Annotated in this window: 17 protein-coding genes and 2 riboswitches; of the genes, 10 read left to right on the top strand and 7 right to left on the bottom strand. The window is 70.7% G+C overall.

The annotated features are described in order from the left end of the window. Positions 1-23 precede the first annotated feature (23 nt). Positions 24-764: a dienelactone hydrolase family protein gene (locus E9232_RS13895; RefSeq protein WP_309794744.1), complete on the bottom strand. Its 741-nt coding sequence runs from the start codon at positions 762-764 to the stop codon at positions 24-26. A 209-nt stretch (positions 765-973) separates the two neighbouring features. Beyond that, a complete protein-coding gene (locus E9232_RS13890) occupies positions 974-1,405 on the bottom strand; it encodes a DoxX family protein (RefSeq protein ID WP_309794743.1) in 432 nt (143 codons plus the stop codon). A gap of 98 nt (positions 1,406-1,503) precedes the next feature. Between E9232_RS13890 and E9232_RS13885 the strand changes: the two genes are divergently transcribed. Beyond that, positions 1,504-2,433 carry a LysR family transcriptional regulator gene (locus E9232_RS13885; protein ID WP_309794742.1) on the top strand — a complete coding sequence of 310 codons (930 nt, stop codon included), beginning with the start codon at positions 1,504-1,506 and terminating at the stop codon, positions 2,431-2,433. On the opposite strand, the gene E9232_RS13880 is transcribed toward E9232_RS13885, so the two are convergent. Beyond that, the gene (locus tag E9232_RS13880; protein ID WP_309794741.1) at positions 2,417-3,562 is read right to left on the bottom strand and encodes a winged helix DNA-binding domain-containing protein; all 1,146 of its coding nucleotides are present in this window, start codon (positions 3,560-3,562) and stop codon (positions 2,417-2,419) included. The two genes, E9232_RS13885 and E9232_RS13880, sit on opposite strands and share 17 nt — an antisense overlap. A 191-nt stretch (positions 3,563-3,753) precedes the next feature. Here E9232_RS13880 and E9232_RS13875 point away from each other — a divergent pair, with 191 nt between their 5' ends. The 3 genes from E9232_RS13875 to E9232_RS13865 all read left to right on the top strand — a co-directional run bounded on the left by E9232_RS13875 (position 3,754) and on the right by E9232_RS13865 (position 5,991). Further along, complete coding sequence (locus tag E9232_RS13875) at positions 3,754-4,734, top strand: S1C family serine protease (protein WP_309794740.1); 981 nt, start codon at positions 3,754-3,756, stop codon at positions 4,732-4,734. Between the two features lie 13 nt (positions 4,735-4,747). Further along, on the top strand, positions 4,748-5,551 hold the full coding sequence (locus tag E9232_RS13870) for a DUF6597 domain-containing transcriptional factor (RefSeq protein WP_309794739.1): 804 nt from the start codon (positions 4,748-4,750) through the stop codon (positions 5,549-5,551). An 86-nt stretch (positions 5,552-5,637) separates the two neighbouring features. Next, a complete protein-coding gene (locus E9232_RS13865) occupies positions 5,638-5,991 on the top strand; it encodes a VOC family protein (RefSeq protein ID WP_309794738.1) in 354 nt (117 codons plus the stop codon). Positions 5,992-6,164: 173 nt separating this feature from the next. Here E9232_RS13865 and E9232_RS13860 read toward each other — a convergent pair whose 3' ends face one another. Beyond that, positions 6,165-7,199, bottom strand: a complete 1,035-nt coding sequence (locus E9232_RS13860) for a LacI family DNA-binding transcriptional regulator (RefSeq protein WP_309794737.1) — start codon at positions 7,197-7,199, stop codon at positions 6,165-6,167. Between the two features lie 159 nt (positions 7,200-7,358). On the opposite strand from E9232_RS13860, the gene E9232_RS13855 reads away from it, so the two are divergent. From E9232_RS13855 to E9232_RS13845, 3 genes are all read left to right on the top strand, one after another. Next, positions 7,359-8,525 (top strand): acyltransferase family protein, encoded by a 1,167-nt coding sequence (locus E9232_RS13855; protein ID WP_309794736.1) that lies wholly within the window; start codon positions 7,359-7,361, stop codon positions 8,523-8,525. Between the two features lie 141 nt (positions 8,526-8,666). Then, a complete protein-coding gene (locus E9232_RS13850; RefSeq protein WP_309794735.1) occupies positions 8,667-9,932 on the top strand; it encodes an ABC transporter substrate-binding protein in 1,266 nt (421 codons plus the stop codon). A gap of 31 nt (positions 9,933-9,963) precedes the next feature. After that, entirely contained in the window at positions 9,964-11,655 is a 1,692-nt protein-coding gene (locus tag E9232_RS13845; protein WP_309794734.1) for an acyltransferase, read from the top strand. On the opposite strand, the gene E9232_RS13840 is transcribed toward E9232_RS13845, so the two are convergent. Beyond that, positions 11,652-12,563, bottom strand: coding sequence for a LysR substrate-binding domain-containing protein (locus E9232_RS13840; RefSeq protein ID WP_309794733.1), 912 nt, complete (start codon positions 12,561-12,563; stop codon positions 11,652-11,654). The genes E9232_RS13845 and E9232_RS13840 overlap by 4 nt on opposite strands. A gap of 55 nt (positions 12,564-12,618) precedes the next feature. Beyond that, positions 12,619-16,518 (bottom strand): hypothetical protein, encoded by a 3,900-nt coding sequence (locus E9232_RS13835; protein ID WP_309794732.1) that lies wholly within the window; start codon positions 16,516-16,518, stop codon positions 12,619-12,621. A 302-nt stretch (positions 16,519-16,820) separates the two neighbouring features. Here E9232_RS13835 and E9232_RS13830 point away from each other — a divergent pair, with 302 nt between their 5' ends. Then, positions 16,821-17,012, top strand: a complete 192-nt coding sequence (locus tag E9232_RS13830; protein ID WP_309794731.1) for a hypothetical protein — start codon at positions 16,821-16,823, stop codon at positions 17,010-17,012. Here E9232_RS13830 and E9232_RS13825 read toward each other — a convergent pair. Next, the gene (locus tag E9232_RS13825) at positions 16,975-17,586 is read right to left on the bottom strand and encodes an acetoacetate decarboxylase family protein (protein WP_309794730.1); all 612 of its coding nucleotides are present in this window, start codon (positions 17,584-17,586) and stop codon (positions 16,975-16,977) included. The genes E9232_RS13830 and E9232_RS13825 overlap by 38 nt on opposite strands. A 168-nt stretch (positions 17,587-17,754) precedes the next feature. Continuing rightward, positions 17,755-17,947: riboswitch (cobalamin riboswitch) on the top strand. 112 nt (positions 17,948-18,059) lie between these two features. Between E9232_RS13825 and E9232_RS13820 the strand changes: the two genes are divergently transcribed. Both E9232_RS13820 and E9232_RS13815 read left to right on the top strand, forming a co-directional pair. Further along, positions 18,060-21,026, top strand: a complete 2,967-nt coding sequence (locus E9232_RS13820; RefSeq protein ID WP_309794729.1) for a ribonucleoside-diphosphate reductase subunit alpha — start codon at positions 18,060-18,062, stop codon at positions 21,024-21,026. A gap of 163 nt (positions 21,027-21,189) precedes the next feature. After that, positions 21,190-21,396: riboswitch (cobalamin riboswitch) on the top strand. A 122-nt stretch (positions 21,397-21,518) separates the two neighbouring features. Continuing rightward, positions 21,519-22,763 (top strand): aromatic ring-hydroxylating oxygenase subunit alpha, encoded by a 1,245-nt coding sequence (locus E9232_RS13815; protein ID WP_309794728.1) that lies wholly within the window; start codon positions 21,519-21,521, stop codon positions 22,761-22,763. The last annotated feature ends 10 nt before the right edge of the window (positions 22,764-22,773 follow it).

Here is a 22,773-nt window from a genome sequence, read left to right as displayed (position 1 = left end):
CGCCCGGCCTGCCGCCGGAAGCGTTACGCCAGCGCCTCGTCGAACAGGGTCAGCAGGCGCGTCCAGTGCCGTTCGGCGCCGGTCTCATTGTAGACGCTGTGGTCGGGAACCGCCCAGCCATGGGCCATGCCGACATAGTTCTCGATGATGTGGTCGACGCCCCCGGTCCGCAGGGCCTCCGCCAGCCGGGCCGACTGCTCCGGCGGGAAGCTGTTGTCGACCCCGGCGACGCCGACATAGATTCGCGCCTTGATCCGGTCCGCCAGGCGGTGCGGGCTGTCCTCGGCTTCGCTGGCGAGATTGCCGCCATGGAAGCTGGCCGCCGCCGCGATGCGGTCGGGATAGGCCGCCGCCGCCGTCAGCGCGCGGGCGCCGCCCATGCAGTAGCCGACCGTGCCGATGGGGCCCGCGACCTTCTCCTTGTCGAACACGGCGAGGAAGGCGGCCGTGTCGCGCTTCGTCATCTCCTGGCTGGTGCCCTGGAGCATCTTCATGATCTGGGCGCGGGCGGTGTCGTCGCCGAAGGATGTTCCAGTGAACGGGCCATACGCCCCGAAGCGGTAGAACAGGTCCGGCACCAGCACGACATGGCCCGCATCGGCCAGGCGCTGCGCCATGCCGTAGAGCGACTCCCGCGGCCCCATGGCGTCCATGTAGAGGATGACCCCGCGAAGCTGCCCGTCAGGAACGGCGGCATTGTCGGGGCGGACCAGCATCGCCTTGGCGACTCCGTCCGCGGCATCGATCAGGATCTCTCGTCTCATCTGCCAATCCCCAAGGCCCGCCCCGGCCGTCGGAGGGCGCCGGCGTCGATGCGCCTGGCGACCCTGTGCGGGCTGGTGTCGCGATCATAGATGCGGCCGGTCCGGCGACCATAGAGGGCCGCGGCGACGCCGCCGATCCCTTTTCATGGTCGCGCGGGCCGGGCGCGGGCAAAGGTCGCATCCCAGGCGCCGGTCGGTCGCGCCGCAGATCAGCGGGTGGCGGGGACGCCGTCCTGGCTCGGCAGCGGGGTCGGGCGCAGGGCGTAGGCGCCGTCGCCGGTCAGGGACAGGGTCACCAGCGCCAGGATCCAGAACGCCGGGAATTCCCAGCCGCCATGCGGATTGTCGAAGAAGAAGCCGTTGGCGCCGTGCACGGTGGCGATGGCGCCGAGCAGGACCGGGATGCCGATCAGGGCGGCCAGCCGGGTCCACAGGCCGAGGATCAGGCTGATGCCGGCGACGACCTCGACCAGGATGGTCAGGTAGGCCAGGCCGGGCGGCAGGCCGAGGCTGCCGAAGAACTGGGCGGTGCCGGCCGGGGTGAACACGAAGACCTTCAGCCCGGCATGGGCGAGGAACCAGACGCCCAGCGCCACGCGCAGGAGCAGGGCGGCGAACGGGGCGGTGCGCGTGTCGATCATGGAGACCTCCAATGGTGGAGGCGCAAGATGATCTTCATTTGATCCGATGATAATCTGGTCATCTGGAAAGACACTTCGCTCTGAGAGGGTGAGATCACATGCTGGACCGGGTCACGGGGATGCAGGTCTTCGTCCGGGTGGCCGGGCTGGGCGGCCTGTCCGCCGCGGCGCGGTCGCTGGCGATGTCGCCGACCCTGGTGACCAAGCATGTCGCGGCGCTGGAGGAGCGGCTGGGCGTCAAGCTGCTGTACCGCACCACGCGCAAGGTCACCCTGACCGAGGCGGGCAAGCGCTACCTCGAGGGCGCCGAGCGCATCCTCGCCGATGTCGAGGAGGTCGAGGCCGCGACCGGCGCCGACCATGCCGATGTCCGCGGCATCCTGCGCGCCAATGTGCCGGTCTCGCTCGGCATGCGCGAGATCGCGTCGCTGATGCCGGAATTCGCGCGGCTGCACCCGTCGCTGACGGTCGAGCTCGGCCTCAACGACCGCGTGGTCGACCTGGTGGAGGAGGGGTGGGACGTCGCCATCCGCATCGGCATGCTGCAGAGCTCGACCCTGGTGGCGCGCAAGCTCGGGCCCTGCCGCATGATCGTGTGCGCCTCCCCCGGCTATCTCCGCCAGCACGGCGCGCCGGCCACGGTGGCCGAGCTGTCGCGCCATCCCTGCCTGGGCTACACCCTGTCGCGGACCATGGGGATCGACGCCTGGGCCTTCGGCCGGGCCGGCGACGTCGTGGTGCCGGTCACCTGCGCCCTGCGCGCCAACAACGGCGACGCGCTGGTGGCCGCCGCGGTCGCGGGATACGGCATCACCTACCAGCCGACCTTCCTGGTCGCCGAGGCCCTGCGCTCCGGCGGGCTGGTGCCGCTGGCGCTGGACCATCCGGGGATCGCCACCCACGACATCTTCGCGGTGCATCCGGCGACCCGGCGGCCGCCGGCCAAGGTCCGCGCCTTCATCGACTTCCTGGCGAAGAGCTTCGGCCCGGTGCCGCCCTGGGACCGGGACCTCAACCCGGCGGGGTGATCTTCACCTCGCGGCTGGCGGCGGATTCGGCGGCGAACTCCAGCAGCCGGGCGCCCTCCCGCGCCACGGCGGCGGCGGTCGTCTTCGACAGCGGTGCGAAGGGCGCGATCACCAGCGTGGCGTGGCCGCGCTGCTGCACGATCCGCCAGGTGCCGTGGATGAAGCCGTCGACCAGCAGGGTCGGCAGCACGGTGTTGCTGATGATGCGCGGCCGGTCCGCCGCGGCGATGACATGGTCGCGGTCGGCATGGGACAGGATCAGGTTGTCGAACTCGGGCAGGAAGCGCGGCGGCGCCGGCGTGTCGGCGGGCGGCCGCGGTGCCTCGGGCAGGTCGAACAGCTCGCGGCCCTGCTCGTCGCGGAAGCTCAGCAGCCGCGGCCGCAGCCGCTCGGCCACCTCCTGCAGCCGCGGCATCCCCGACCACACCTGCATGTCCTGGACGCTGGCCGGGCCGAAGCCGGCGAGGTAACGCAGGACCATCGCATCCGGCGCCGTGTCGGTCTTGAACGACCGGCGCAGCCAGCTCTCGGCCATGGCGCAGACCGGCAATCCGCCGAGGCCCCACAGGCCGCGCGGCGGCAGCTGCACCAGCGGCGCCAGGTTGCGCATGGCATAGCCCAGGGACTTGGCGTCGCGGTCGGGCCAGCGCTCCTGCAGCAGCCGGCCCAGCTCCTCCACCGTGCGTGGCTTGCTGGCCAGCATCCGGCGGCCGGCCGCCACCACCTCGTCCAGGTCCATCCCGGCCAGGCGCTTGCCATAGGGCGAGCCGGTGCGGAACGCCTGCTCCTGCACCGCCTGCAGCACCGGTCGCAGCGCCAGGCAGTCATCGGCGGTGACCAGGTGGATGGTCGAGCGCATCAGCGCGATGCGCACCGCGTTGCCGTCGCGGATCAGCGTGGCCAAATCCTCGGTGTCGAACCGCTCCAGCCGCGTCCACAGCCCGACATAGGGCGCAGTGGGCGACTGCGACTGCAGCCCGACCAGCCGCTCGATCGCCTCGGCGGCGGGTATGGCCCAGCGCTGCAGCAGCCCTTGCCGGGCCAGCAGGGCCCGGTTGCGGCCGCGCCGGTCGAGCACACCGCTTTCGCCGACCGCCCCTTTGGCGGCCGCCGTCGTGCCTTTCGCCATGCATCCCCTCGATCGTCCGGACCGGGCGCGACCGCCCTTCCGAGGGCACAGCCTGTCCTCGATCGCGGGCGCGAAACAAGCCCCTCCGCGCCGGCATGCCGCACCCGATTCCGTCGCGGGGCTTGCATCCGGCCCCGCATGGCGTCGACAATTGTCCATAGAGACACCCGCCCGATACCATGGAGGCCTGGATGGCCGACGGACCGGACGACTGGGAGGTGCCCGTCCGGGCACAGCCCCAACCCGACGACTACGTCTTCGATCTCGACCAGGCGCTCGACGCCGTGGTCGGCCTGACCGCACGCGTCCCTCCCGACGCCTTCACCGCCGGCACGCTGGGCACCGAGCGGTCCGGCAACGGCGTGGTGATCCGCGACGACGGCATCGTGCTGACCATCGGCTACCTCGTTACCGAGGCCGAGGAGGTCTGGCTCACCACCAATCGCGGCCGGGCGGTGCCCGGCCATGTGCTGGGCTACGACCAGACCACCGGCTTCGGCCTGGTCCAGGCGTTAGGGCCGCTCGGCGTGCCAGCGCTGCGGCCGGGCTATGGCCGTGCCGCGCCGCCCGGCACCGAGATCGTGGTCGCCGGCGCCGGCGGCCGTGGCCGTTCGCTGGCCGGGCAGATCGTCGCCCGCCAGGAATTCGCCGGCTATTGGGAATACCTGCTGGACGAGGCGATCTTCACCGCCCCGGCCCATCCCCATTGGGGCGGCACCGCGGTGATCGGCCCGGCCGGCGACCTGCTCGGCATCGGCTCGCTGCAGATCCAGCACCAGGCCGAGGGCGGCCGGGTGCTGCCGTTGAACATGGTGGTGCCGATCGACCTGCTGGAACCGATCTTCGACGACCTGATGACGCTGGGCCGCGCCGACCAGCCGCCGCGCCCCTGGCTCGGCCTGTTCGCGACCGATGCCGAGGGGCGGGTGGTGGTGGTCGGCTTCGCCGGCAACGGCCCGGCCCGGCGGGCGGAGCTGCGCGAGGGCGACGCGGTGCTGGCCGTCGACGGCGTCGAGATCGCCGACCTCGCCGGCTTCTTCCGCGCCGTCTGGGCGCTGGGCGAGGCCGGGGTCGAGGTGCCGCTGACGCTGGACCGCGAAGGCGACGTGTTCGACGTCCGCATCCGCTCCGCCGACCGCGCCCGCGCGCTGAAGGCGGCGAAGCTGCACTAGCACGGCGCATCCGGTGCCGCAGGACGATGGCATCCTGGCCCTCGCCAAACATGCCGGGACCTATCGCGAGGCCCGGCCCGCACCGGCGCTGGCCGACCATGTGCTGTGCCGCTGGACCCATGCCGCGCCGGACCGGGCCGGTCCGGTGGTGGTGGTTCCCGACGGCTGCGTCGACCTGATCTGGGCCGATGGCCAGTTGATCGTGGCGGGGCCGGACGTCACCGCGGCGATGCCGATGCTGCCCCCCGGCGAAACCCTGGTCGGCCTCCGCTTCCGGCCCGGCGCGGCCCACCGCTGGCTCGGCCTGCCGATGTCCGAGATCGTCGGGCAGCAGGTCGATCTCCAGGCCCTCCGCCGGCCCTGGGCGGCCGATCTCGTCGCCCGGATCGGCGATGCCGCAACGGTGACGGAGCGGGCGGCGCGGCTGGAGGACGGGCTGGCCCGTTTGGCTCCGGCGGTCGGCCCGCCGGCGCCGGAGATGGCGCTGGCCTTCCGCCTGCTCGGGCAGGGCGACGAAGCGGCGGGCCGCGGCGTCGGCGCGCTGCTCGACCGGCTCGAGATCAGCGAGCGTGCCCTGCGGCGGCGCTGCCACGAGGCCTTCGGCTACGGCCCCAAGACGCTCGACCGCATCCTGCGCTTCCAGCGATTCCTGGCGCTGGCCAGGGGCGGGGAGGGGCTGTCCGCCCTGGCCGCGGCGGCGGGCTACGCCGACCAGGCCCACCTGACGCGCGAGGCGCGGCGCCTGTCCGGCCTGACCCCGGCCATGATCCTGGCCCACGTCTCGGCCGGCCCGACCGCCGCCCGCCGGGCCGCCTGAACCGTCTCCGCCCGCCTGGCCGTTCCGTTCAAGACGTCGCTTCGCGGCCATGGCAGTGTCTTCGCGACAGCACGCAGGAGGACACCATGGCCGACCCGGGCAACGACCGCCGCATCGACTACATCGAGTTCGCCGTCGCCGAGATCCCGCGCTCGCGCGACTTCTACGGCCGCGTCTTCGGCTGGCGCTTCACCGATTACGGCCCCGACTACTGCGAGTTCAACGACGGCCGGCTGACCGGCGGCTTCGCCCATGGCGGGCCGATCAGCCCCGGCGGCCCGCTGGTGATCCTCTATGCCGCCGACCTCGCCGACACCCAGCGCCGGCTCGAAGAGGCCGGGGCCCGGATCGTCAAGCCGATCTATGCCTTCCCCGGTGGCCGGCGTCTGCACTTCCAGGACCCCGACGGCTACGAGCTGGCGGTGTGGTCGGACAGGTAGGGAGTGAACAGCGCTTCCAGATGCTCAGGCGTTGCGGGTCACCGCGCCTGCCCCTCATCGTCATTGCGAGCGCAGCGAAGCAATCCATCGGGCCGCTCGTGCGGGACCATGGATTGCTTCGTCGGCTTCGCCTCCTCGCAATGACGAGGGAGGGAAGGCGTTAGGGGCCTGGACTACCCCTTCGGCGCGGCGGTGCTGCCGCGGATGATCAGGCTGTAGGGCACGGTGACGCCGCGCTTCGGCCCGTCCAGGCCGGCCAGGCGGTCGGCCAGCAGGCGCATCGCGGCATGGCCCAGCTGCCGCGCCGGCTGGTCGATCGTGGTCAAAGGCGGGTCGTAGGCGGCGGCGAAGTAGATGTTGTCGAAGCCGACGATCGAGATGTCGTCCGGTACCTGCAAGCCCGCCTGCTTGATCGCGCGGATGGCGCCGATGGCGATCTCGTCGCTGCCGCAGAACACCGCGGTCGGCGGCTGCGGCAGGGCCAGCAGCGCCGCCATCTGCTCCGTCCCGGTCGGGATCGAGAAGGTGCCGTAGCGCACCAGTTCGGGCTCCAGCGCCAGCCCGGCCTCGGCCAGCGCGTCGGCATAGCCCTGGAACCGCTTCGGCGTCGCCGTGGTCGGCAGGCTGCCGCCTATATGGCCGATGCGGCGGTGCCCCAGCCCGATCAGGTGGCGCGTCGCCTCGCGCCCGCCGGCCTGGTTGTCGATCTCCACCACCGGCACGCCGCTGGTGACGATGCGCTCGATCACCGCCACCAGGCGCCGGCGCAGGGCCGGGGCCTTCAGCGTCTCCGGCAGCGCCCCGCCCAGGATCAGCATGCCGTCGACCGCGCCGGTCAGCAGCTGGCGCGCGTGGTCCTCCGCCCGCGCCGGGTCGCCGGCGGTGTTGCCGATCAGCACATGGAAGCCGGCGGCCACTGCCGCCTCCTCGGCGCCCAGCAGCACCGCGGCGTGGAACGGGTTGGCGATGTTGGGCACCAGCACCAGGATCTGCCGCGCCTCCTGCAGGCGCAGGCTGCGGGCCATGCGGTTGACGACATAGCCGGTGTCGCGCACCGCCGCCGCCACCCGCTCGCGCGTCTCCTCGGTCACCCGGGGCGATCCGGCCAAGGCCCGGCTGACCGTCGCCACCGATACGCCGGCGATGCGGGCGATGTCGGTCATGCGCGGGCGGCCGGCCTCCGGCGCCAGGCTGCGGGCCCGGCTCACCGCCGGCTCTTTGAGGTCTGGATCATGTTTCCGACCATGCCTCGGAACGGCGATGCGGCCAAGGGGGGCGGGCTGGGGTCTGCCGCGCGCCGCGGACACCTTTCCGCCATCCTGATCTGCAGCATGGGTGCGGGGGATTCGTCCGGAGCGGGAGGGGACATGCGCGACGGCGGCCGGAACGACGCCATCGACGGGCTGCGCGGGATGTCGATCATCCTCGTGGTGCTGTTCCACATCCAGCTGCGCATCCCGTTCGAGCAGGCCGCGATCGGCGCCGCGCTGCCGCGCGAGCTGTTCAATGTGCTGTTCCGCAGCGGCTACTACGGCGTGGTCGTCTTCTTCACCATCTCCGGCTTCCTGATCACCTCCTCTTCGATCCGGCGCTGGGGCGCGCTGGAGCGGGTGCCGGCCGGCGCCTTCTACGGGCTGCGGTTCGCCCGCATCGTGCCCTGCCTGGCGCTGCTGCTGCCGGTGCTGGCGGCGCTGCACCTGGCCGGGGCCGACGGCTTCGTGATCGAGACCGTGTCGCTGGGCCGGGCCGTCTTCGCCGCGGCGACCTTCCACCTCAACTGGCTGGAGGCCGCGACCGGCTACCTGCCCGGCGCCTGGGACGTGCTGTGGTCGCTGTCGGTCGAGGAGGCGTTCTACCTGTTCTTTCCGCTGATCTGCCTCGCCGCCCGCCGCGGCTGGGCGGTCGCCGCCGTCCTGCTGGCCTTCGTCATCCTCGGCCCCTTCGCCCGCACCGCCTTCACCGCCAACGAGATCTGGGCCGACAAATCCTACCTCTCGGGGGCGGACGGCATCGCGCTGGGCTGCCTCGCCGCCTATGCCGCGCACCGGCTTCCCATCGGCAGGGCGGCGTCCCGCGCCTGCCTGGCCGGCGGGCTCGTGCTGGTGCTGCTGGTCTTCGTGTTCCGGCGCCAGACCTTCCAGCTCGGCCTGACCGAACTGGGGCTGAACGTGACCCTTCTGGGGATCGGCGTGGCGCTGCTGCTGGTGGCGCTGCGCGGCCGGTCCTTCGCCGGCGGCTCGGAGTTGTGGCTCCTGACCGCGCCGGTCCGCTGGTTCGGCCGCAACAGCTACGAGGTCTATCTGACCCATATGCTGGTGCTGACCCCGCTGGCGCCCCTGTTCGCCGCGACCGGCCAGGCAGCCGACCTGGCGCCGCTGTGGTTCCTCGGCCTGCTGCTGCTGTCGGGGCTGCTGGGGGACGTCGTCGCCCGATTCTATTCCGAGCCGCTGAACCGGACGATCCGGGCACGCCTGGCCGGCGCGATGCCGCCGTTCGACGCCCCGCGACGGAGGCCGGACGCCGCGGCCCGATGACCATTCCGAAAGAGACCGACACAGCCTTGACAGCCGCTCCTCCCCACGGCATCGTCCGGTAACCAACTGGTTACTTGCCGATGACGGCACGCCGTCCTCGACGATGATTTCCGTTCAAGAAAAGATGACAGGGAGGCGCCGATGCATCGCCGATCCGTGCTGAAAACTGCCCTGGGATTGGCCGGGGCGCTGCCCTTTGCCGGCATGGCGCGCGCCGAGGCGGCGCGGCTCCGCGTCACCTGGTGGGGCGGCGACGACCGGGCCCGCCGCACCCAGGAGCTGATGAAGCTGTACCAGCAGCGCAACGCCGAGGTCGAACTCCTGGGCGAGGTCAGCAATGCGGAATACTTCACCAAGCTCGCGACGCAGATCGTCGGCGGCAACGCCCCCGACATTTTCCAGCTCGAGCCCAACAGCTTCGCCGATTTCGTCCGGCGCGGCAGCGCGCTCGACCTCGGCGGCCTGATGCCCAGCCCGATCGACGCCAGCGGCTTCGGCAGCGGCATGCTCGATCTCTGCTCGGTCGACGGCAAGGTCTGGGGCATTCCCCATGCCCTCAACTCCTTCGGCCTGATGTACGACAAGGACGCGTTCGCCAAGGCGAACGTGCCTCCGCCCGACGACAAGACCAGCTGGGACGACTATGCCGACCGCATGGTCGCGCTGACCAAGGCGGCGGGCCGCGACCAGTACTGGGGGTCCTGCGATGCCAGCGGTTACAGCTACGCCTTCCAGGTCTGGCTGCGCCAGCGCGGCCGCGACCTGTTCACCGCCGACCAGAAGCTGGACTTCGGCAAGGACGATGCGGCCGAATGGTTCGCCTATTGGGACCGGCTGCGGCAGCGCGGGGGCTGCGTGCCCGCCGACATCGCCGCCACCAGCCCGGATTCGACGATCAACCTGATGCCCCTGATCCAAGGTAAAGCGGCGACCAGCCTGGCCTTCTCCAACCAGATCGTCGGCATGCAGGCCACCACGCAGGTGCCGCTGGCCGTGACCATGTTCCCGAATGGCGGCCCCGGCGCGAAGCCCGGGCAGTTCTACCGGCCTGCGACCAGCTGGTCGATCTTCACCCGGTCGAAGAACCCCGAGGCGGCGGCACGCTTCATCAACTTCTTCGTCAACGATCCCGAGGCTGGCAAGATCCTCGGGGTCGAGCGCGGGGTGCCGATGAGCGCGGCGATGCGCGCCGCGATCCTGCCGACGTTGAAGCCGGTCGAGCGGGCCCAGGTGGACTACATCGATGCCATCGCGGACAAGGTCGGCCCCTATCCGCCGCCCCCGCCCAAGGGGTCGCAGCAGTTCGGCCGGCTGATGAAGCGCGCGGCCGATGCGGTGGCCTTCGGCAGCGTCTCGATCGCCGACGGCGCCGCCAGCCTGGTCGAGGATGCGAACGGCATCCTCTGACCGCCTCGCAGCCCGAAGAAGGACACGAGCCTTGGCCGCTTCAGACCCGCCGGACACGATGCGCCACACCACGGCGGAGTTCGACGCGCATCCCTGGCTGTTCGAGCGTCACGCGACGGCCGGGCAGCGCCGTGAGCAGGAGGCCTTCCTCGCCGAGCTGGCGCAGCGCCTGGCGCTGCGGGTCGGCGAGGCCTGCTTCCTGTCGCCCAAGGCGCATATCTACCCGGACAGGCTGACGCTGGGGGACCGCTGCATCATCGCCGCCGGGGTGCGGGTGCATGGCGAGCTGGCGGCTGGCGATCATTGCTCGCTGAACCTCAACGCGTCGGCGATCGGCACGGTGCGGATGGGATCCTGGGTGCGGGTCGCGGCCGGGGCGGTGCTCGCGGGCTTCGACCATGTCTCCGAGGATCCCGAGACGCCGATCGGCCTCCAGGGCGTGTCGTCCAAGGGCATCGAGATCGGGGACGACGTCTGGGTCGGCGCCAATGCGGTGGTCACCGACGGGGTCCGGATCGGCAGCCATTGCATCATCGCCGCCGGCGCGGTGGTCACCCGAGATGTGCCCGACTACGCCCTGGTCGGGGGCAATCCCGCCCGGCTGATCCGCGACCGCCGCAGCCCGCGCAAATCCGCCGGCAAGCACCCGGCCGCGACGTCCCTCCAGGCCTTCGATGCGCAGATCCTCGAAGATTGGCCCGGGATCCTGGCCGCCCATGTCGCGGCGGCGCCCGGACCGGCGTCGCATTACCATGATCCGCGCAACCGCGGGAATGCGCCGTTCCGCGCCGATTGCGACGCCATCCAGATCGCGGCGATGTTCGGCGCGGTGCCGGCGCCCTTCTCAGGCCCGGACTGGGTCGCCCGTCTCGCGGCGCTGCAGGATCCGCAGTCGGGGCTGTGCTTCAATCCGGACACGCCCGATTCCGTCCGCCGCCAGCCGCCGCCCGAGCCCGGCGGCGACAACCTCTACAACATCCTGTGCGTCGGCTACGCCCTGGAATGCCTCGGCGCCGCCTTCCCGCACCCGATCGCCTGGGCGTCGCGTCTCGATCCCGCGACGCTGCAGCGGGCGCTGGACGGCCTTCCCTGGGCGGAGCGCGGCTGGTCCTCGGGCGCCTGGGTCGACGCGCTGGGCACCGCCTACTGCTTCAACGCCCGGTCCTTCGACGATCCGGGCGAGCTCGCGACCCTGATCGGCTGGCTGACCACCCGGGCCGACCCGGTGACGGGCCTGTGGAGCGGGCCGACCGGCGACGACTGGCTGCAGCCGGTGAACGGCTTCTACCGCCTGACGCGGGGGACCTACGCCCAGTTCGGCATCCCGCTGCCCTATCCCGAGCGGACGATCGACGCGGTGCTGGCCCATCTCCGCCGCAACGGGCGGTTCGAGCGCGCGGGCTTCAACGCCTGCAACGTCCTCGACGTCGTCCACCCCCTGATGCTCTGCGCCCGGCAGACGGCGTATCGCGAGGCGGAGATCGCGGATGCCATGCGTCACTTCCTGGGCGCCGCGATCCGGCACTACACGCCGCGGCAGGGCTTCGCCTTCTCCCGCGACGAGGCGCCCGGCCTGCAGGGGACCGAGATGTGGCTGTCGATCATCGGCCTCATCCTGGTGCATCTCGGCCTGGCCGGGACGGTCGGCTTCCGGCTGGCCGGCGTCCATCGCTGGGAACCGGCGCTGCCGATCGGCCAGATCCGCTGGCCGGCCCGAGACTAGCTCCACACGCCGGAGACAGGCCGCGCGCGCTTGACCGTCAGCTCCGCCTCCAGCCAGGCGCGGAACAGCTGCACCTTGCGCTGCCGCGCCTTGGCCTCGGTGGTCACGAACCAGTAGGCGATCTCGGTCGGCGCTGCGGTGGGGAAGGGGCGGACCAGCCGGCCGTCGGCCAGGGCGTCGGCGGCGATCAGCTGCCAGGCCATGAACACGCCCTGTCCGGCCAGCGCCGCCTCGATCGCCGGGATCGGGTCGGTGTAGGACGGGCCCGACAGGCGCGGCGGCGACGTCACCCCGGCCGCCGCGAACCATTCGGCCCAGGAGATCAGCGATCCCTCGTCGCGGATCACCGGCACGTCGCCCAGATCGGCCGGGCTGCGCAGCCGCGCCGCCAGCGACGGGGCGCAGACCGGGAACACGGTCTGGGGGATCAGCCGCTCGGCCATCACCCCCGGCCAGCCGCCACGGCCCATGCGGATGGCGCAGTCGACATCGCTCGAGGCCAGGTCGATCGCCGCCGCGGTGGCGATGAAGCGCAGCTCAATTTCCGGGTTGGGGCCGGTGAAGCGGGACAGCCGCGGCACCAGCCAGCGCGCGGCGAAGGCCGACCCGGCGGTGACGGTCAGGATGCCGGCGCGTTCGGCCGCCAGGGCGCCGATGGCATCGGCCAGCATGCGGAAGCCGGCGTCCAGCATCGGCCGGATGCGCAGCAGGTCGGGGGTCGGCACAAGGCCGGCGGGGGTGCGCTCGAATAGCAGCAGGCCCAGCCGCGCCTCGGCCCGCCGGATGTGTTGGCTGACCGCACCGGGCGTCACCCCGAGTTCGGCCGCGGCGACCGACAGCGACCCGCCGCGCGCCACCACGGCGATGGCGCGCAGCGCGTTCAGCGGGATCGGGAAGGGCGAGGCCATCCCGCCTGTTTATCGGAGGGTGGGACGATTCACCACTCCCCGCCGGTCCGCTCCGCTACTTCGGATGCAGCGGCACCTGCTCGTACTGCTCGAGGTCGAGCAACTGCTGCTTCGGAATATCCTGCACCGGCGCGTTGATCGAGGTCTGGTCCAGCAGGGTGGCGACGGTGTTGGCCTGCCGCGGCGTCCAGGCGTTCATCACCGCGATCGCCTGCTCCCGGCTGTTGCCGAGGGCCTCGAGCGCCTTGAGGATCGCCGGAGGGGAGCCTGGTGCCCGCTTCGGCGTGTTGGCCGGGTCCCGGGCCACCAGCAGGGCGGTCTCGCGCTTCACCCCGGCCGCGGTCAGGGCGCGGATGTTGGCGTCGTCATAGGCCGGCACCGTGACCATGCGCGACTGCAGCGACCGCACCAGCTCGCCCGGTATGTCCTTCGGCGGGGTGCCGGCCTTGGCCTGCACCGCGAGCTGGTTGAGGCTGTCGGCGACGCCGCCGGCCTGCTCCGGCGTCCAGGAATTGACCACCGCGGCCATGTCCGCCTGGGAATAGCCGAGCTTGGTGAAGGTCGCGGTCAGCGCCGTGACCGGGTTGGTGTCGCCCTCGGACTCGCCCTGGGTCACGCTGGCGGTCACCAGGCCGGCGATGTCGCGGCGGACGCCCATGGCGGTCAGCCGCCGGGCGTCGGCACCGTCGTATTGTGGCAGCGGCAGGCCGTTCTGCCTGGCGAAGTCGACGAAGCCTTCGGCCAGCTTGCCCCCGGAATCGGTGCGGTAGGATTTGGCGAAATCGGCGACCCGCCCGGCCTGCTCCGGCGACCAGGAGTTCATCACCTGGGCCATCTCCGCCTGGGAGTAGCCGAGATAGGAGAAGCCCTGCTGCAGCACCTGGCCGGCGGTGACGCGCTTGGGGTCGGGGGTCGGCCAGGCCGTGGTGCCCAGCTCCTTCGCGATCTCGTCGCGCACCCCCATCGCCTTGAACTGGCCGACATCGGCATCGCCGTAGCGGGGCATCGGGATGCCGTTCTTCGGCGCCCAGTCCAGCACCGCCTGGGTCACGTTCTCCGCCGTGTGGCGCTTGTAGTACTTGATGTAGGTGGCGATCTTGTCGGCTTGGTCCGGCGTCCAGCTGTTCATCACCGCGGCCATGTCCTTGGCGGTGTAGCCGAGGTTCCAGAACGCGGCCATCAGGATCGGGCCGGCGCTGCCCTGGTCCGACGTCGTCGCCAGGGTGTGCAGGCCCAGCTTGTCGGCGACGTCGCCGCGGACCCCCAGCGCCTTCAGGAAGTCGGCATCGGCGCCGTCGAACTCATGCGCCTTGTCCGCCAGGCTGGCGAAATAGTTGATGCCGGAGGCGATCACCATCAGCGCCGCGCCGACGCCGGTCCAGAAGGCGACGCCCCGGGTCGCCAGGAAGCCGAGCAGGCCTTCGGCCCCGGCGCCGCCGGCGGCCACGGCCGCCGTGGATTCCGCGCCGACGATCTGGAAGCCGGGCGCCGAGAGGAAGGCGAGGTCGCCGGCGACGCTGAAGGCATAGCCGACGCTGTGCACCCAGCCGGTGTTGGGCTTGCCCATGTAGCCGAAGACGTTGACGGTGTCGGCGAAGACATAATAGGCGTCGCCGGTGTCCCGCAGGATGGCGCCGGCGATGCCCTTCAGCAGGCCCTTGGTGGTGGCGCTGGCGGCCATGTGGTCGATGCGCCCGGCGGCCGCGTTGTAGGCCTTGTTGAGCGGGGTGTTCGGGCGCCCGGTCGCATCCGTCCCGAAGATCTGCTTCCGCAGCTCCGGCGATATGCCGGCATTGGCCGCGGCCGACAGCGACATGGAGGCATGCACCGGGACGTAGACGGCGTCGACCAGCTTGTCGACGAAGGCGGTGCTGTTGAGCGCGCCGGACAGGCATTCCGCCGCGTTCCGGGCGAACAGGTACGAGCTGGTCGCCGCCGAGAACCGGCCAAGGACGTTCGAGCCCTTCAGCAGCTGCTGCCCCCGGGCCGAAAGCTGGTCGGTCTTGCCGGCGAGCAGGTTCTTGTAGTCGCCGGGGGGCATCGACCGCTTGAGCTGCTCCTGCAGCCCGAAGGTCAGCAGCAGCCGGTTCGACCGCAGGAACCAGGTCGGGTTGGTGTGCTTGGGTTCGCGCGGCGCGGCGGCCAGCAGGGTCTGGGCGTCGGTCGGCGGCAGCATCGGCCCCGGCACGGTGTAGTTCTTGATCTTGCCGGTCTCGAAACCTTCGACGTGCTTGAGCGTCCCGCCATAGAGGGCGAGCGCCCGGGTGATGCTGTCGGAGCGTTCGTTCAGCCAGGTGGTGCGCTGGCCGTCCTGCTCCAGCGTGTTCGCCTTGTCCGGGTGATCGGCCAGCAGCTTCTGGATCGCCGCCGCCTGGTCCTCGGGCGACAGGGTGCTGCCCCAGGTCTGCAGCGGCACGCCGATGAAGTCGCCGTCCTTCAGCGTCTTCTCCTCATGCGCCTTGACCGTGCCGCTGAAATTCTCGAGGCCTTTGGTCGCGGCCCACAGGATGGCGTCGCGCATCGGCGCCGGGTTGTTGTCGCTGATCCTGGGGCTCTTCTCCTGGCCGGCCAGCTGGTCCAGCCGGACGGTCATGGCCAGCGACAGGGTGACGTTCCCCTCCTCTCCGGCATGGGCCAGCAGCTCGGGAAGGTTCATCATGTTGAGCGGGTTGAGATGGTCGCCCGTGACCTCCTCGCTGCGCAGCTTGTCGACCATATGCCCCGCCAGGGCGTCGACCGCGGCCTTGCCCTGGCCCGGCGCGTCACCATCGCCACAGACCACGTTCTGGCTGGCCTGGGCCAGGTCGCTGATCACCTTCTTCGCGTCCTTGAGGTCGGGCCCCGGGCGCCATTTGGCGACCTCGTCGACGCAGCCGCGCGCGATGGCGCTGACCCGCGGGTCGCTCATCACCTGGCCGCCGAGGATCGGCATCGTCCGGTTCGTGTCGGTCAGCTCGGCCAGCTTCGCCGCGGCGGCCTTGGCCCCGTCCTTGCCGCCCTTGCCCCAGGCCGCCTCGATCTCGCGGATCGGCCGTTCCAGGAACACCTCCTGGTGGGCCTCGCTGAAGCCCTTCTGCACCGCCGCCAGATACTGCGCGGTGTCGCCGCCGGCATAGGTCTTGTAGACGCCGGTGAGATGGGTCATCGCCGCCACCAGGGCCTGCGGCTCCGGGGTGTCCTTGGCGGTGCTGTCGGCCGCGGCGATCACCCGCTGTCTGACCAGGGCGGTGACGTCGTCGTACTTGCCGTCGGCGCCGAGCTTCTGCACCGCGGCGGCGCCGTCCGCCGTCCGGTCGTCGACCTTCCACTCGTTCAGCTTCTGCGCCTTGGCGGTGCGGATCGCCTCCTGGAACACCGGATCGTCCGGGGCCCGGGCCGCGATCGGCTGGATCAGCGCGTCGAAGTCCGGCGCGCTCTGCTCGGTCGCGGCGTAGTCGATCTCCTGGGCCACGACGGCGGCCAGGTCGTCCTTGGTCAGCTGGCGCTCGTAATCCGAGATTTTCGGATCGGACGCCTTGGCCAGCAGCTGCCGCTGCTGGCCGAGATAGCCGAGCCGGGTCTCGTCCAGCACGATGACGGTGTCGTCCGCCTGCAGCCTGCGGTCGGCGCCGGGCGCCGCGGCGGGGCGGTTGCCGAAGGGCAGGGGGTCGAGCTTGGGCGTGGCCGGCAGCTGCGCGTGGAGCGCGTCGTTGTCGGTGAAGTCGAAGCCCTCGTCGCGGATGAAGATGCGGAACGGCCAGGCCTCTCCGACCTTGTGCTCGTTGATCCCCAGCGGCTTGGCGCCGGGCGGGAACGGGCCGAGCGCGGGCGGTGCGTCGGTCGGGGCGGCGGGAGCCTGGGCGGGCTGGGCCGGGGCCTGCTGCCGGGCCAAAGCGAGCGACTGCTCGAAAGAGGGGGCATCGCGCCTGAGGGTGCGCCAGGGAGGGGGCGGCTGACGCGTGACCGGACCGACCATGGGGCATCTCCTTTGCAGGGGATTTATGGTGTTTCGTTTTGCTCTTGGCGGCTGATTGATTGTTTCGCGTGATGCGCGAGAGGCCGCGACCCGAAAGCGGCAGTTCTGTGAAAACACATTCGATCGGTGAAGGTTTCAGGACAGCGGTCATATTTCGGACCGGATGCCGCCGGCGGCCGCGCACACCGGGAGCGTCAGACATCGCACTATAGAGATTTTCTATAGTCATGGAGAGACGCTGTCCCTCCTAGGCGGGCGCGCGCCGCCCTATCTATGGAGAATGTCTGGTCCAGGAGGCCATCATGACACTCTTCTCGTGGCGACGCTCCCAGCGGCGTGATCCCGACGGCGCCGAGACGCTGCTGGCGATGACCCCGCGCCAACTGGCGGATCTGCCCTTCTGGGTCGAGCCGCCGCAGCCCGACTGCGCCGAGGACGGGCCGGCCCGCCGGCCGGTCACACCCCGAACCGCGCCGCGGCGTCTGCCAGCCTGACCGTCAGCAGCGGCCGCAACCCGGCCAGCATCGCCAGCGGCCCGGTGGCCGGCAGGTCCCAGGTGGCGCCGCCCAAGCCCAGGCAGCCGGTGGCGCGGGACCGCGTCGCCACCACCTGGCCGTCCCCCGGCTGCAGCGTGAGCAGCCGGACCGGAAGGCGGAAGGGCAGGGTGCGGCCCGCCCGGTCGTCCGTGGTCGCGACCGGGCCGTCGGCATCGGCCAGGGTGGTGCGGCCGGCGGCGGTCTCGAACCGGCCCAGCCGCTTCGGGATCGCCCACAGCGCCCGGCCGCCGGCCAGCGAGGCCGGGCTGTCGACCCAGGCGGCGGTGACGGTGGCGCCGAACCGCCAGCCCAGCCGCACCGGCACCGCGACCACCAGCTCGCGATAGGCCAGGTCACCCCGGTCGTCCCAATCCGCCCGCACCGTCAGCAGCAGCGCCGTGCCGCCCCAGCCCAACGGCCGGGCGCCGGACGGCAGCGGCCCCGGCAGGGCGTTGCGCGGGATCCGCCACAGCGCCGCATCGAGGGTGCCGCGCAGGCGCCAGGGCGGCGCTGGATAGGGGGGCTGGATCATGCCGTTTCGGTGTACAGCAGGCAGCCCGGGGGCTCCATGCCGAAGCGCCGATGGGGCCGGATCGGACCGTTGAATCCGGGATTGCATCCGGGCCGTCAAAAACGAACTTGGATTGCGAGTTTTGCGACCTCACCAACTAGGTATTGACGTAGACCGCCATAAAGACGTCAATATCTAGACATCACGGGCGCTACAGGGAATCCGGTGCGCTATTCGTCGGCAAGGCCGGAGCTGCCCCCGCAACTGTAAGCGGCAAGGCTCTTTCGTCGTCTTGAGTCACTGGTGGGGCAACCTGCCGGGAAGGCGAGACGGAAGGGTCGATACCGCGAGCCAGGAGACCGGCCCGTGATCGTGAAGAACGTCCTCGGGCGGGGTGCCTCGATGGTGCGTCAGTCGGATTGCGTCGGCTTGCCGACGCTATTGTCGACTCCGCGTCATCGGCCCAAGCCCCTCTACATCTATGGGGTTAGCCGATGTCAGCCATCCAGGAAACCGACCGCGCGCTCGCTGGCGCACCTGCCGCCCCCGCCGCGCCCCGTGCCGCCTCGAATCAGAAGGCCGCCGAACCGGCCTACCAGGTGATCCGCCGCAACGGCGCGGTCACCGCCTTCGACGCGGCCAAGATCTCGGCGGCGCTGACCAAGGCGTTCCTGGCGGTCGAAGGGTCGGGCGCCTCGGCCTCGCGCCGGGTGCATGACATCGTCGAGGAGCTGACCGGCCAGATCGCTGCGGCGCTGACCCGCCGGGCCGACCACGGCCGCACCTTCCACATCGAGGAGGTGCAGGACCAGGTCGAGCTGGCGCTGATGCGCGGCGAGCACCACAAGGTCGCCCGGGCCTATGTCCTGTACCGGGCCGAGCGGGCGCGCGAGCGGGCGGCGGCCGCGGCACGGGTCGAGGCCTCGCCGGTGGCGGCGGTGCTCAACGTCACCGCGGCCGACGGCAGCCGCGCGCCCCTGGACCAGGCCCGCCTGGTGCGGCTGGTCGAGGAGGCCTGCGCCGGCCTCGCCGACGTCGCGGCCGAGCCGGTGCTGACCGAGACCCGCCGCAACCTCTATGACGGCATCAGCGAGGCCGAGCTGGCCCTGGCGCCGATCATGGCGGCGCGCACCCTGATCGAGACCGAGCCGAACTACAGCCAGGTCAGCGCCCGGCTGCTGCTCGACCTGCTGCGGCACGAGGCGCTGTCCTTCGTCCATGGCCGGCCGACCCGCGCCACCCATGCCGAGATGGTCGAGGGCTATGCCGAATACTTCCCGGCCTATGTGAAGAAGGGCATCGCGGTCGACCTGCTGGACCCGGAGCTGGCGCGCTACGACCTGAAGAAGCTCGCCGCGGCGCTGAAACCGGAGCGCGACCTGCAGTTCCAGTTCCTCGGGCTGCAGACCCTGTACGACCGCTACTTCCTGCAGACCGAGGGCATCCGCTTCGAGCTGCCGCAGGTGTTCTTCATGCGCGTCGCCATGGGGCTGGCCGCGCGGGAGATCGACCGCGAGGCGCGGGCGATCGAGTTCTACGACCTGATCTCCTCCTTCGATTTCATGTGCTCGACCCCGACGCTGTTCAACGCCGGCACGCCGCGGCCGCAGCTGTCCTCCTGCTTCCTGACCTCGATCGCCGACGACCTCGACGGCATCTTCAAGGCGGTGAAGGACAACGCGCTGCTGTCCAAATACGCCGGCGGCCTGGGCAATTCCTGGACCCGGGTGCGCGGCCTGGGCGCCCATATCCGCGGCACCAACGGCCAGTCGCAGGGCGTCGTGCCGTTCCTGAAGGTCGCCAACGACACCGCCATCGCGGTCAACCAGGGCGGCAAGCGCAAGGGCGCGGTCTGCGCCTATCTCGAGACCTGGCACGTCGACATCGAGGAATTCCTCGACCTGCGCAAGAACACCGGCGACGATCGCCGCCGCACCCATGACATGAACACCGCCAACTGGGTGCCGGACCTGTTCCTGCAGCGGGTCGAGGCCGATGGCGCCTGGACCCTGTTCTCGCCGGACGAGGTGCCCGACCTGCACGACCTCTACGGCCCGGCGTTTAAGACCGCCTACGAGGCCTATGAGGCCAAGGCCGCCCGCGGCGAGATCCGCGTGCACAAGCAGGTCCGCGCGCTCGACCTGTGGCGCCGTATGCTGACCATGCTGTTCGAGACCGGCCACCCCTGGGTCACGTTCAAGGACCCCTGCAACATCCGCTCGCCGCAGGGCCATGTCGGCGTGGTGCACTCCTCGAACCTGTGCACCGAGATCACGCTGAACACCTCGGATGACGAGGTCGCGGTCTGCAATCTCGGCTCGATCAACCTCGCCAACCATGTCGGCGAGCGCGGCCTGGACCGGGCGCGGCTGGAGCGCACCATCCGCACCGCGATGCGGATGCTGGACAACGTCATCGACATCAACTTCTACACCATCCCGGAAGCCCGCCGCTCCAACCTGCGGCACCGCCCGGTCGGGCTCGGCATCATGGGCTTCCAGGACGCGCTGCAGGCGCTGCGGCTGCCGATCGCGTCGGACGAGGCGGTGCGCTTCGCCGATGAGAGCATGGAGGTGATCAGCTATCACACCATCGCCGCATCGGTGGAGCTGGCGGCCGAGCGCGGGCGCTACCCGTCCTTCGAGGGCTCGCTGTGGAGCCGCGGCATCCTGCCGATCGACTCGATCGAGCTGCTGGCCGAAGCCCGCGGCGGCGTGCTGGAGATGGACCGCTCCAAGACGCTGGACTGGGACGGGCTGCGCGATCGGGTGCGCAGCACCGGCATGCGCAACTCCAACACCATGGCGATCGCGCCGACTGCGACCATCTCCAACATCTGCGGCGTGGCCCAGTCGATCGAGCCGGCGTTCCGCAACCTCTACGTCAAGGCCAACATGTCGGGCGATTTCACGGTGGTGAATCCCGGCCTGGTGCGTGATCTCAAGGCGCTCGGCCTGTGGGACGAGGTGATGATCTCGGACCTCAAGTATTTCGACGGCAGCCTCGGCGCCATCGACCGGGTGCCGGACGACCTCAAGGCGCTGTACGCCACCGCCTTCGAGATCGATGCCAGCTGGTTGGTCGAGGCGGCGTCGCGCCGGCAGAAGTGGATCGACCAGGCCCAGTCGCTGAACCTGTATATCGCCAACCCCAACGGCAAGAAGCTGGACGCGCTGTACCGGCTGGCGTGGAAGCGCGGCCTGAAGACCACCTACTATCTCCGGGCGATGAGCGCGACCCATGTCGAGAAGTCGACGCTGAAGGGCACCGACGGCAAGCTGAACGCCGTCGCCAGCGCGCCGGTCGCCGCGGCGCCGGCTGCGGTCGCCGCGGCGCCGATCGTGGTGGTGCCTGCTCCGGTGGTGGCCACCTCCGCCTTCGGCACCGACGACCTGACGATGGCCGACGGCGCGCCGATGGTCTGCCCGATCGACGACCCGACCTGCGAAGCCTGCCAGTAACCGCTGGACTCACCACCATGGCGGCCGGTCCTCACCAGGGCCGGCCGCCATTTTTTATGTCCGTCGCGCCTCCGCGTCCGAAAACCGCTTCGTCTTCCCCGCCCGTGTCGCCGGCCGGAAAGGGAATGTCGCTTTCACGAGCCTCGACCGGCCGGGGGCATGCTTCAATCGGGATGTTCAAGGTGCCGCTGGCCTGGGAGGTCCGGCGGAGAATTGGGAAGCCGGTTCAACGCCGGCGCTGCCCCCGCAACGGTGGCGGAGCACGTCGTCTCGACCGAGACCACTGGGCGACGCAAGCCCGGGAAGGTGTCGAGACGGTCCGAAAGGACGGCTCCGAAGCCCGGAAACCAGCCTTGGGCATGGTGAACTCGACTGATCGCGGTGGGCGGTCAAGAGGCAGTGTGCAGCGGGCCGGTCCCAAGACCTGACGGGCGCGCACCATTCCCTCCTCTCGCCCATCCGACCAGTCCTTCGAAGGCCCGGGGACGGACGATGGACGCGCGCGACACGATGCTGAGGCTGCTCCGCAGCCACCGGGACGGCTTCAGCCTTGAACAGCCCTTTTACACCGACCCGGATTTCTTCCGGCTCGATATGGAGATGATCTGGTACCGCGACTGGCTGTTCGTCGGCCATGATTGCGAGCTGGCGAAGCCGGGCCAGTACTTCACGGTGCAGGTCGGCGCCTATCCGGTGGTGCTGGTGCGCGACCAGGGCGGCCGGATCCGCGCCTTCCACAACGCCTGCCGGCATCGCGGCAGCCGCGTCTGTTCCGCGCAGAAGGGCACGTCGGCCCGGCTGGTCTGCCCCTATCACCAGTGGACCTACGACCTCGACGGCAGCCTGCTGTTCGCCCGCCAGATGGCCGATGGCTTCGACAAGACCCAGTACGGGCTGAAGCCGGTCGCCTGCGAAAGCGTCGGCGGCTACATCTTCATCTGCCTGGCCGACCAGCCGGCGGATTTCGCGCCGTTCCGCGCGCTGATGGAGCCGTATTTCCTGCCGCACCGACTGGCCGATGCCAAGATCGCCTTCGAGAGCACCATCATCGAGAAGGGCAACTGGAAGCTGGTCTGGGAGAACAACCGCGAGTGCTATCACTGCGTGGCCAACCATCCCGAGCTGTGCAAGACCTTCCCCGAGGCGCCGAACGTCACCGGCGTCGCCGGCGCCGACAGCGACCCCGAGATGGTGGCGCATTGGGCCAAGTGCGAGGCGGCCGGCCTGGAGGCGAAGTTCCGCATCGACCCGGCCGGGCAGTTCCGCGCCACCCGGGCGCCGCTGCTGCGCGACGCGGTCAGCTACACCATGACCGGCAGGCGGGCGGTGAAGCGCGGCCTGTCCGACCAGGTCACCGCCGACCGCATCGGCGCGCTGATGCTGTACCACTACCCCACCACCTGGAACCACGTGCTGATCGACCACGCCGTGACCTTCCGGGTGCTGCCGATCAGCGCCACCGAGACGGCGGTGACGACCAAATGGCTGGTCCACAAGGATGCGGTCGAGGGCGTCGACTACGACCTGGCCGAGCTGACCCATGTCTGGACCGAGACCAACGACCAGGACCGCCGGATCGTCGAGGAGAATGCGTTCGGCATCCAGTCGCCATCCTACGAGCCCGGCCCCTATTCCGAGATGCATGAGGGCGGGGTGATCCAGTTCGTCGACTGGTACACCCGGTTCATGGAGCCGCGCCTGGCCGAGGGCAGCAAACCGCGCCTGCGGGTCGCGTGAAGGGGAGGCG

The sequence above is a fragment of the Inquilinus ginsengisoli genome, from assembly GCF_031453975.1.
In the GTDB taxonomy this organism is placed as follows: domain Bacteria; phylum Pseudomonadota; class Alphaproteobacteria; order DSM-16000; family Inquilinaceae; genus Inquilinus; species Inquilinus ginsengisoli_A.
The sequence above is the reverse complement of the archived record's forward strand: the minus strand, read 5'-3'. Positions and strand labels throughout refer to the sequence as shown.

What these genes read in the sequence shown, in the direction of transcription:
- E9232_RS13895 (WP_309794744.1), bottom strand. Translation starts at nt 764, where the DNA reads ATGAGACGAGAGATCCTGATCGATGCCGCGGACGGAGTCGCCAAGGCG.
- E9232_RS13890 (WP_309794743.1), bottom strand. Translation starts at nt 1,405, where the DNA reads ATGATCGACACGCGCACCGCCCCGTTCGCCGCCCTGCTCCTGCGCGTG.
- E9232_RS13885 (WP_309794742.1), top strand. Translation starts at nt 1,504, where the DNA reads ATGCTGGACCGGGTCACGGGGATGCAGGTCTTCGTCCGGGTGGCCGGG.
- E9232_RS13880 (WP_309794741.1), bottom strand. Translation starts at nt 3,562, where the DNA reads ATGGCGAAAGGCACGACGGCGGCCGCCAAAGGGGCGGTCGGCGAAAGC.
- E9232_RS13875 (WP_309794740.1), top strand. Translation starts at nt 3,754, where the DNA reads ATGGCCGACGGACCGGACGACTGGGAGGTGCCCGTCCGGGCACAGCCC.
- E9232_RS13865 (WP_309794738.1), top strand. Translation starts at nt 5,638, where the DNA reads ATGGCCGACCCGGGCAACGACCGCCGCATCGACTACATCGAGTTCGCC.
- E9232_RS13855 (WP_309794736.1), top strand. Translation starts at nt 7,359, where the DNA reads ATGCGCGACGGCGGCCGGAACGACGCCATCGACGGGCTGCGCGGGATG.
- E9232_RS13850 (WP_309794735.1), top strand. Translation starts at nt 8,667, where the DNA reads ATGCATCGCCGATCCGTGCTGAAAACTGCCCTGGGATTGGCCGGGGCG.
- E9232_RS13840 (WP_309794733.1), bottom strand. Translation starts at nt 12,563, where the DNA reads ATGGCCTCGCCCTTCCCGATCCCGCTGAACGCGCTGCGCGCCATCGCC.
- E9232_RS13835 (WP_309794732.1), bottom strand. Translation starts at nt 16,518, where the DNA reads ATGGTCGGTCCGGTCACGCGTCAGCCGCCCCCTCCCTGGCGCACCCTC.
- E9232_RS13830 (WP_309794731.1), top strand. Translation starts at nt 16,821, where the DNA reads ATGACACTCTTCTCGTGGCGACGCTCCCAGCGGCGTGATCCCGACGGC.
- E9232_RS13825 (WP_309794730.1), bottom strand. Translation starts at nt 17,586, where the DNA reads ATGATCCAGCCCCCCTATCCAGCGCCGCCCTGGCGCCTGCGCGGCACC.
- E9232_RS13820 (WP_309794729.1), top strand. Translation starts at nt 18,060, where the DNA reads ATGTCAGCCATCCAGGAAACCGACCGCGCGCTCGCTGGCGCACCTGCC.
- E9232_RS13815 (WP_309794728.1), top strand. Translation starts at nt 21,519, where the DNA reads ATGGACGCGCGCGACACGATGCTGAGGCTGCTCCGCAGCCACCGGGAC.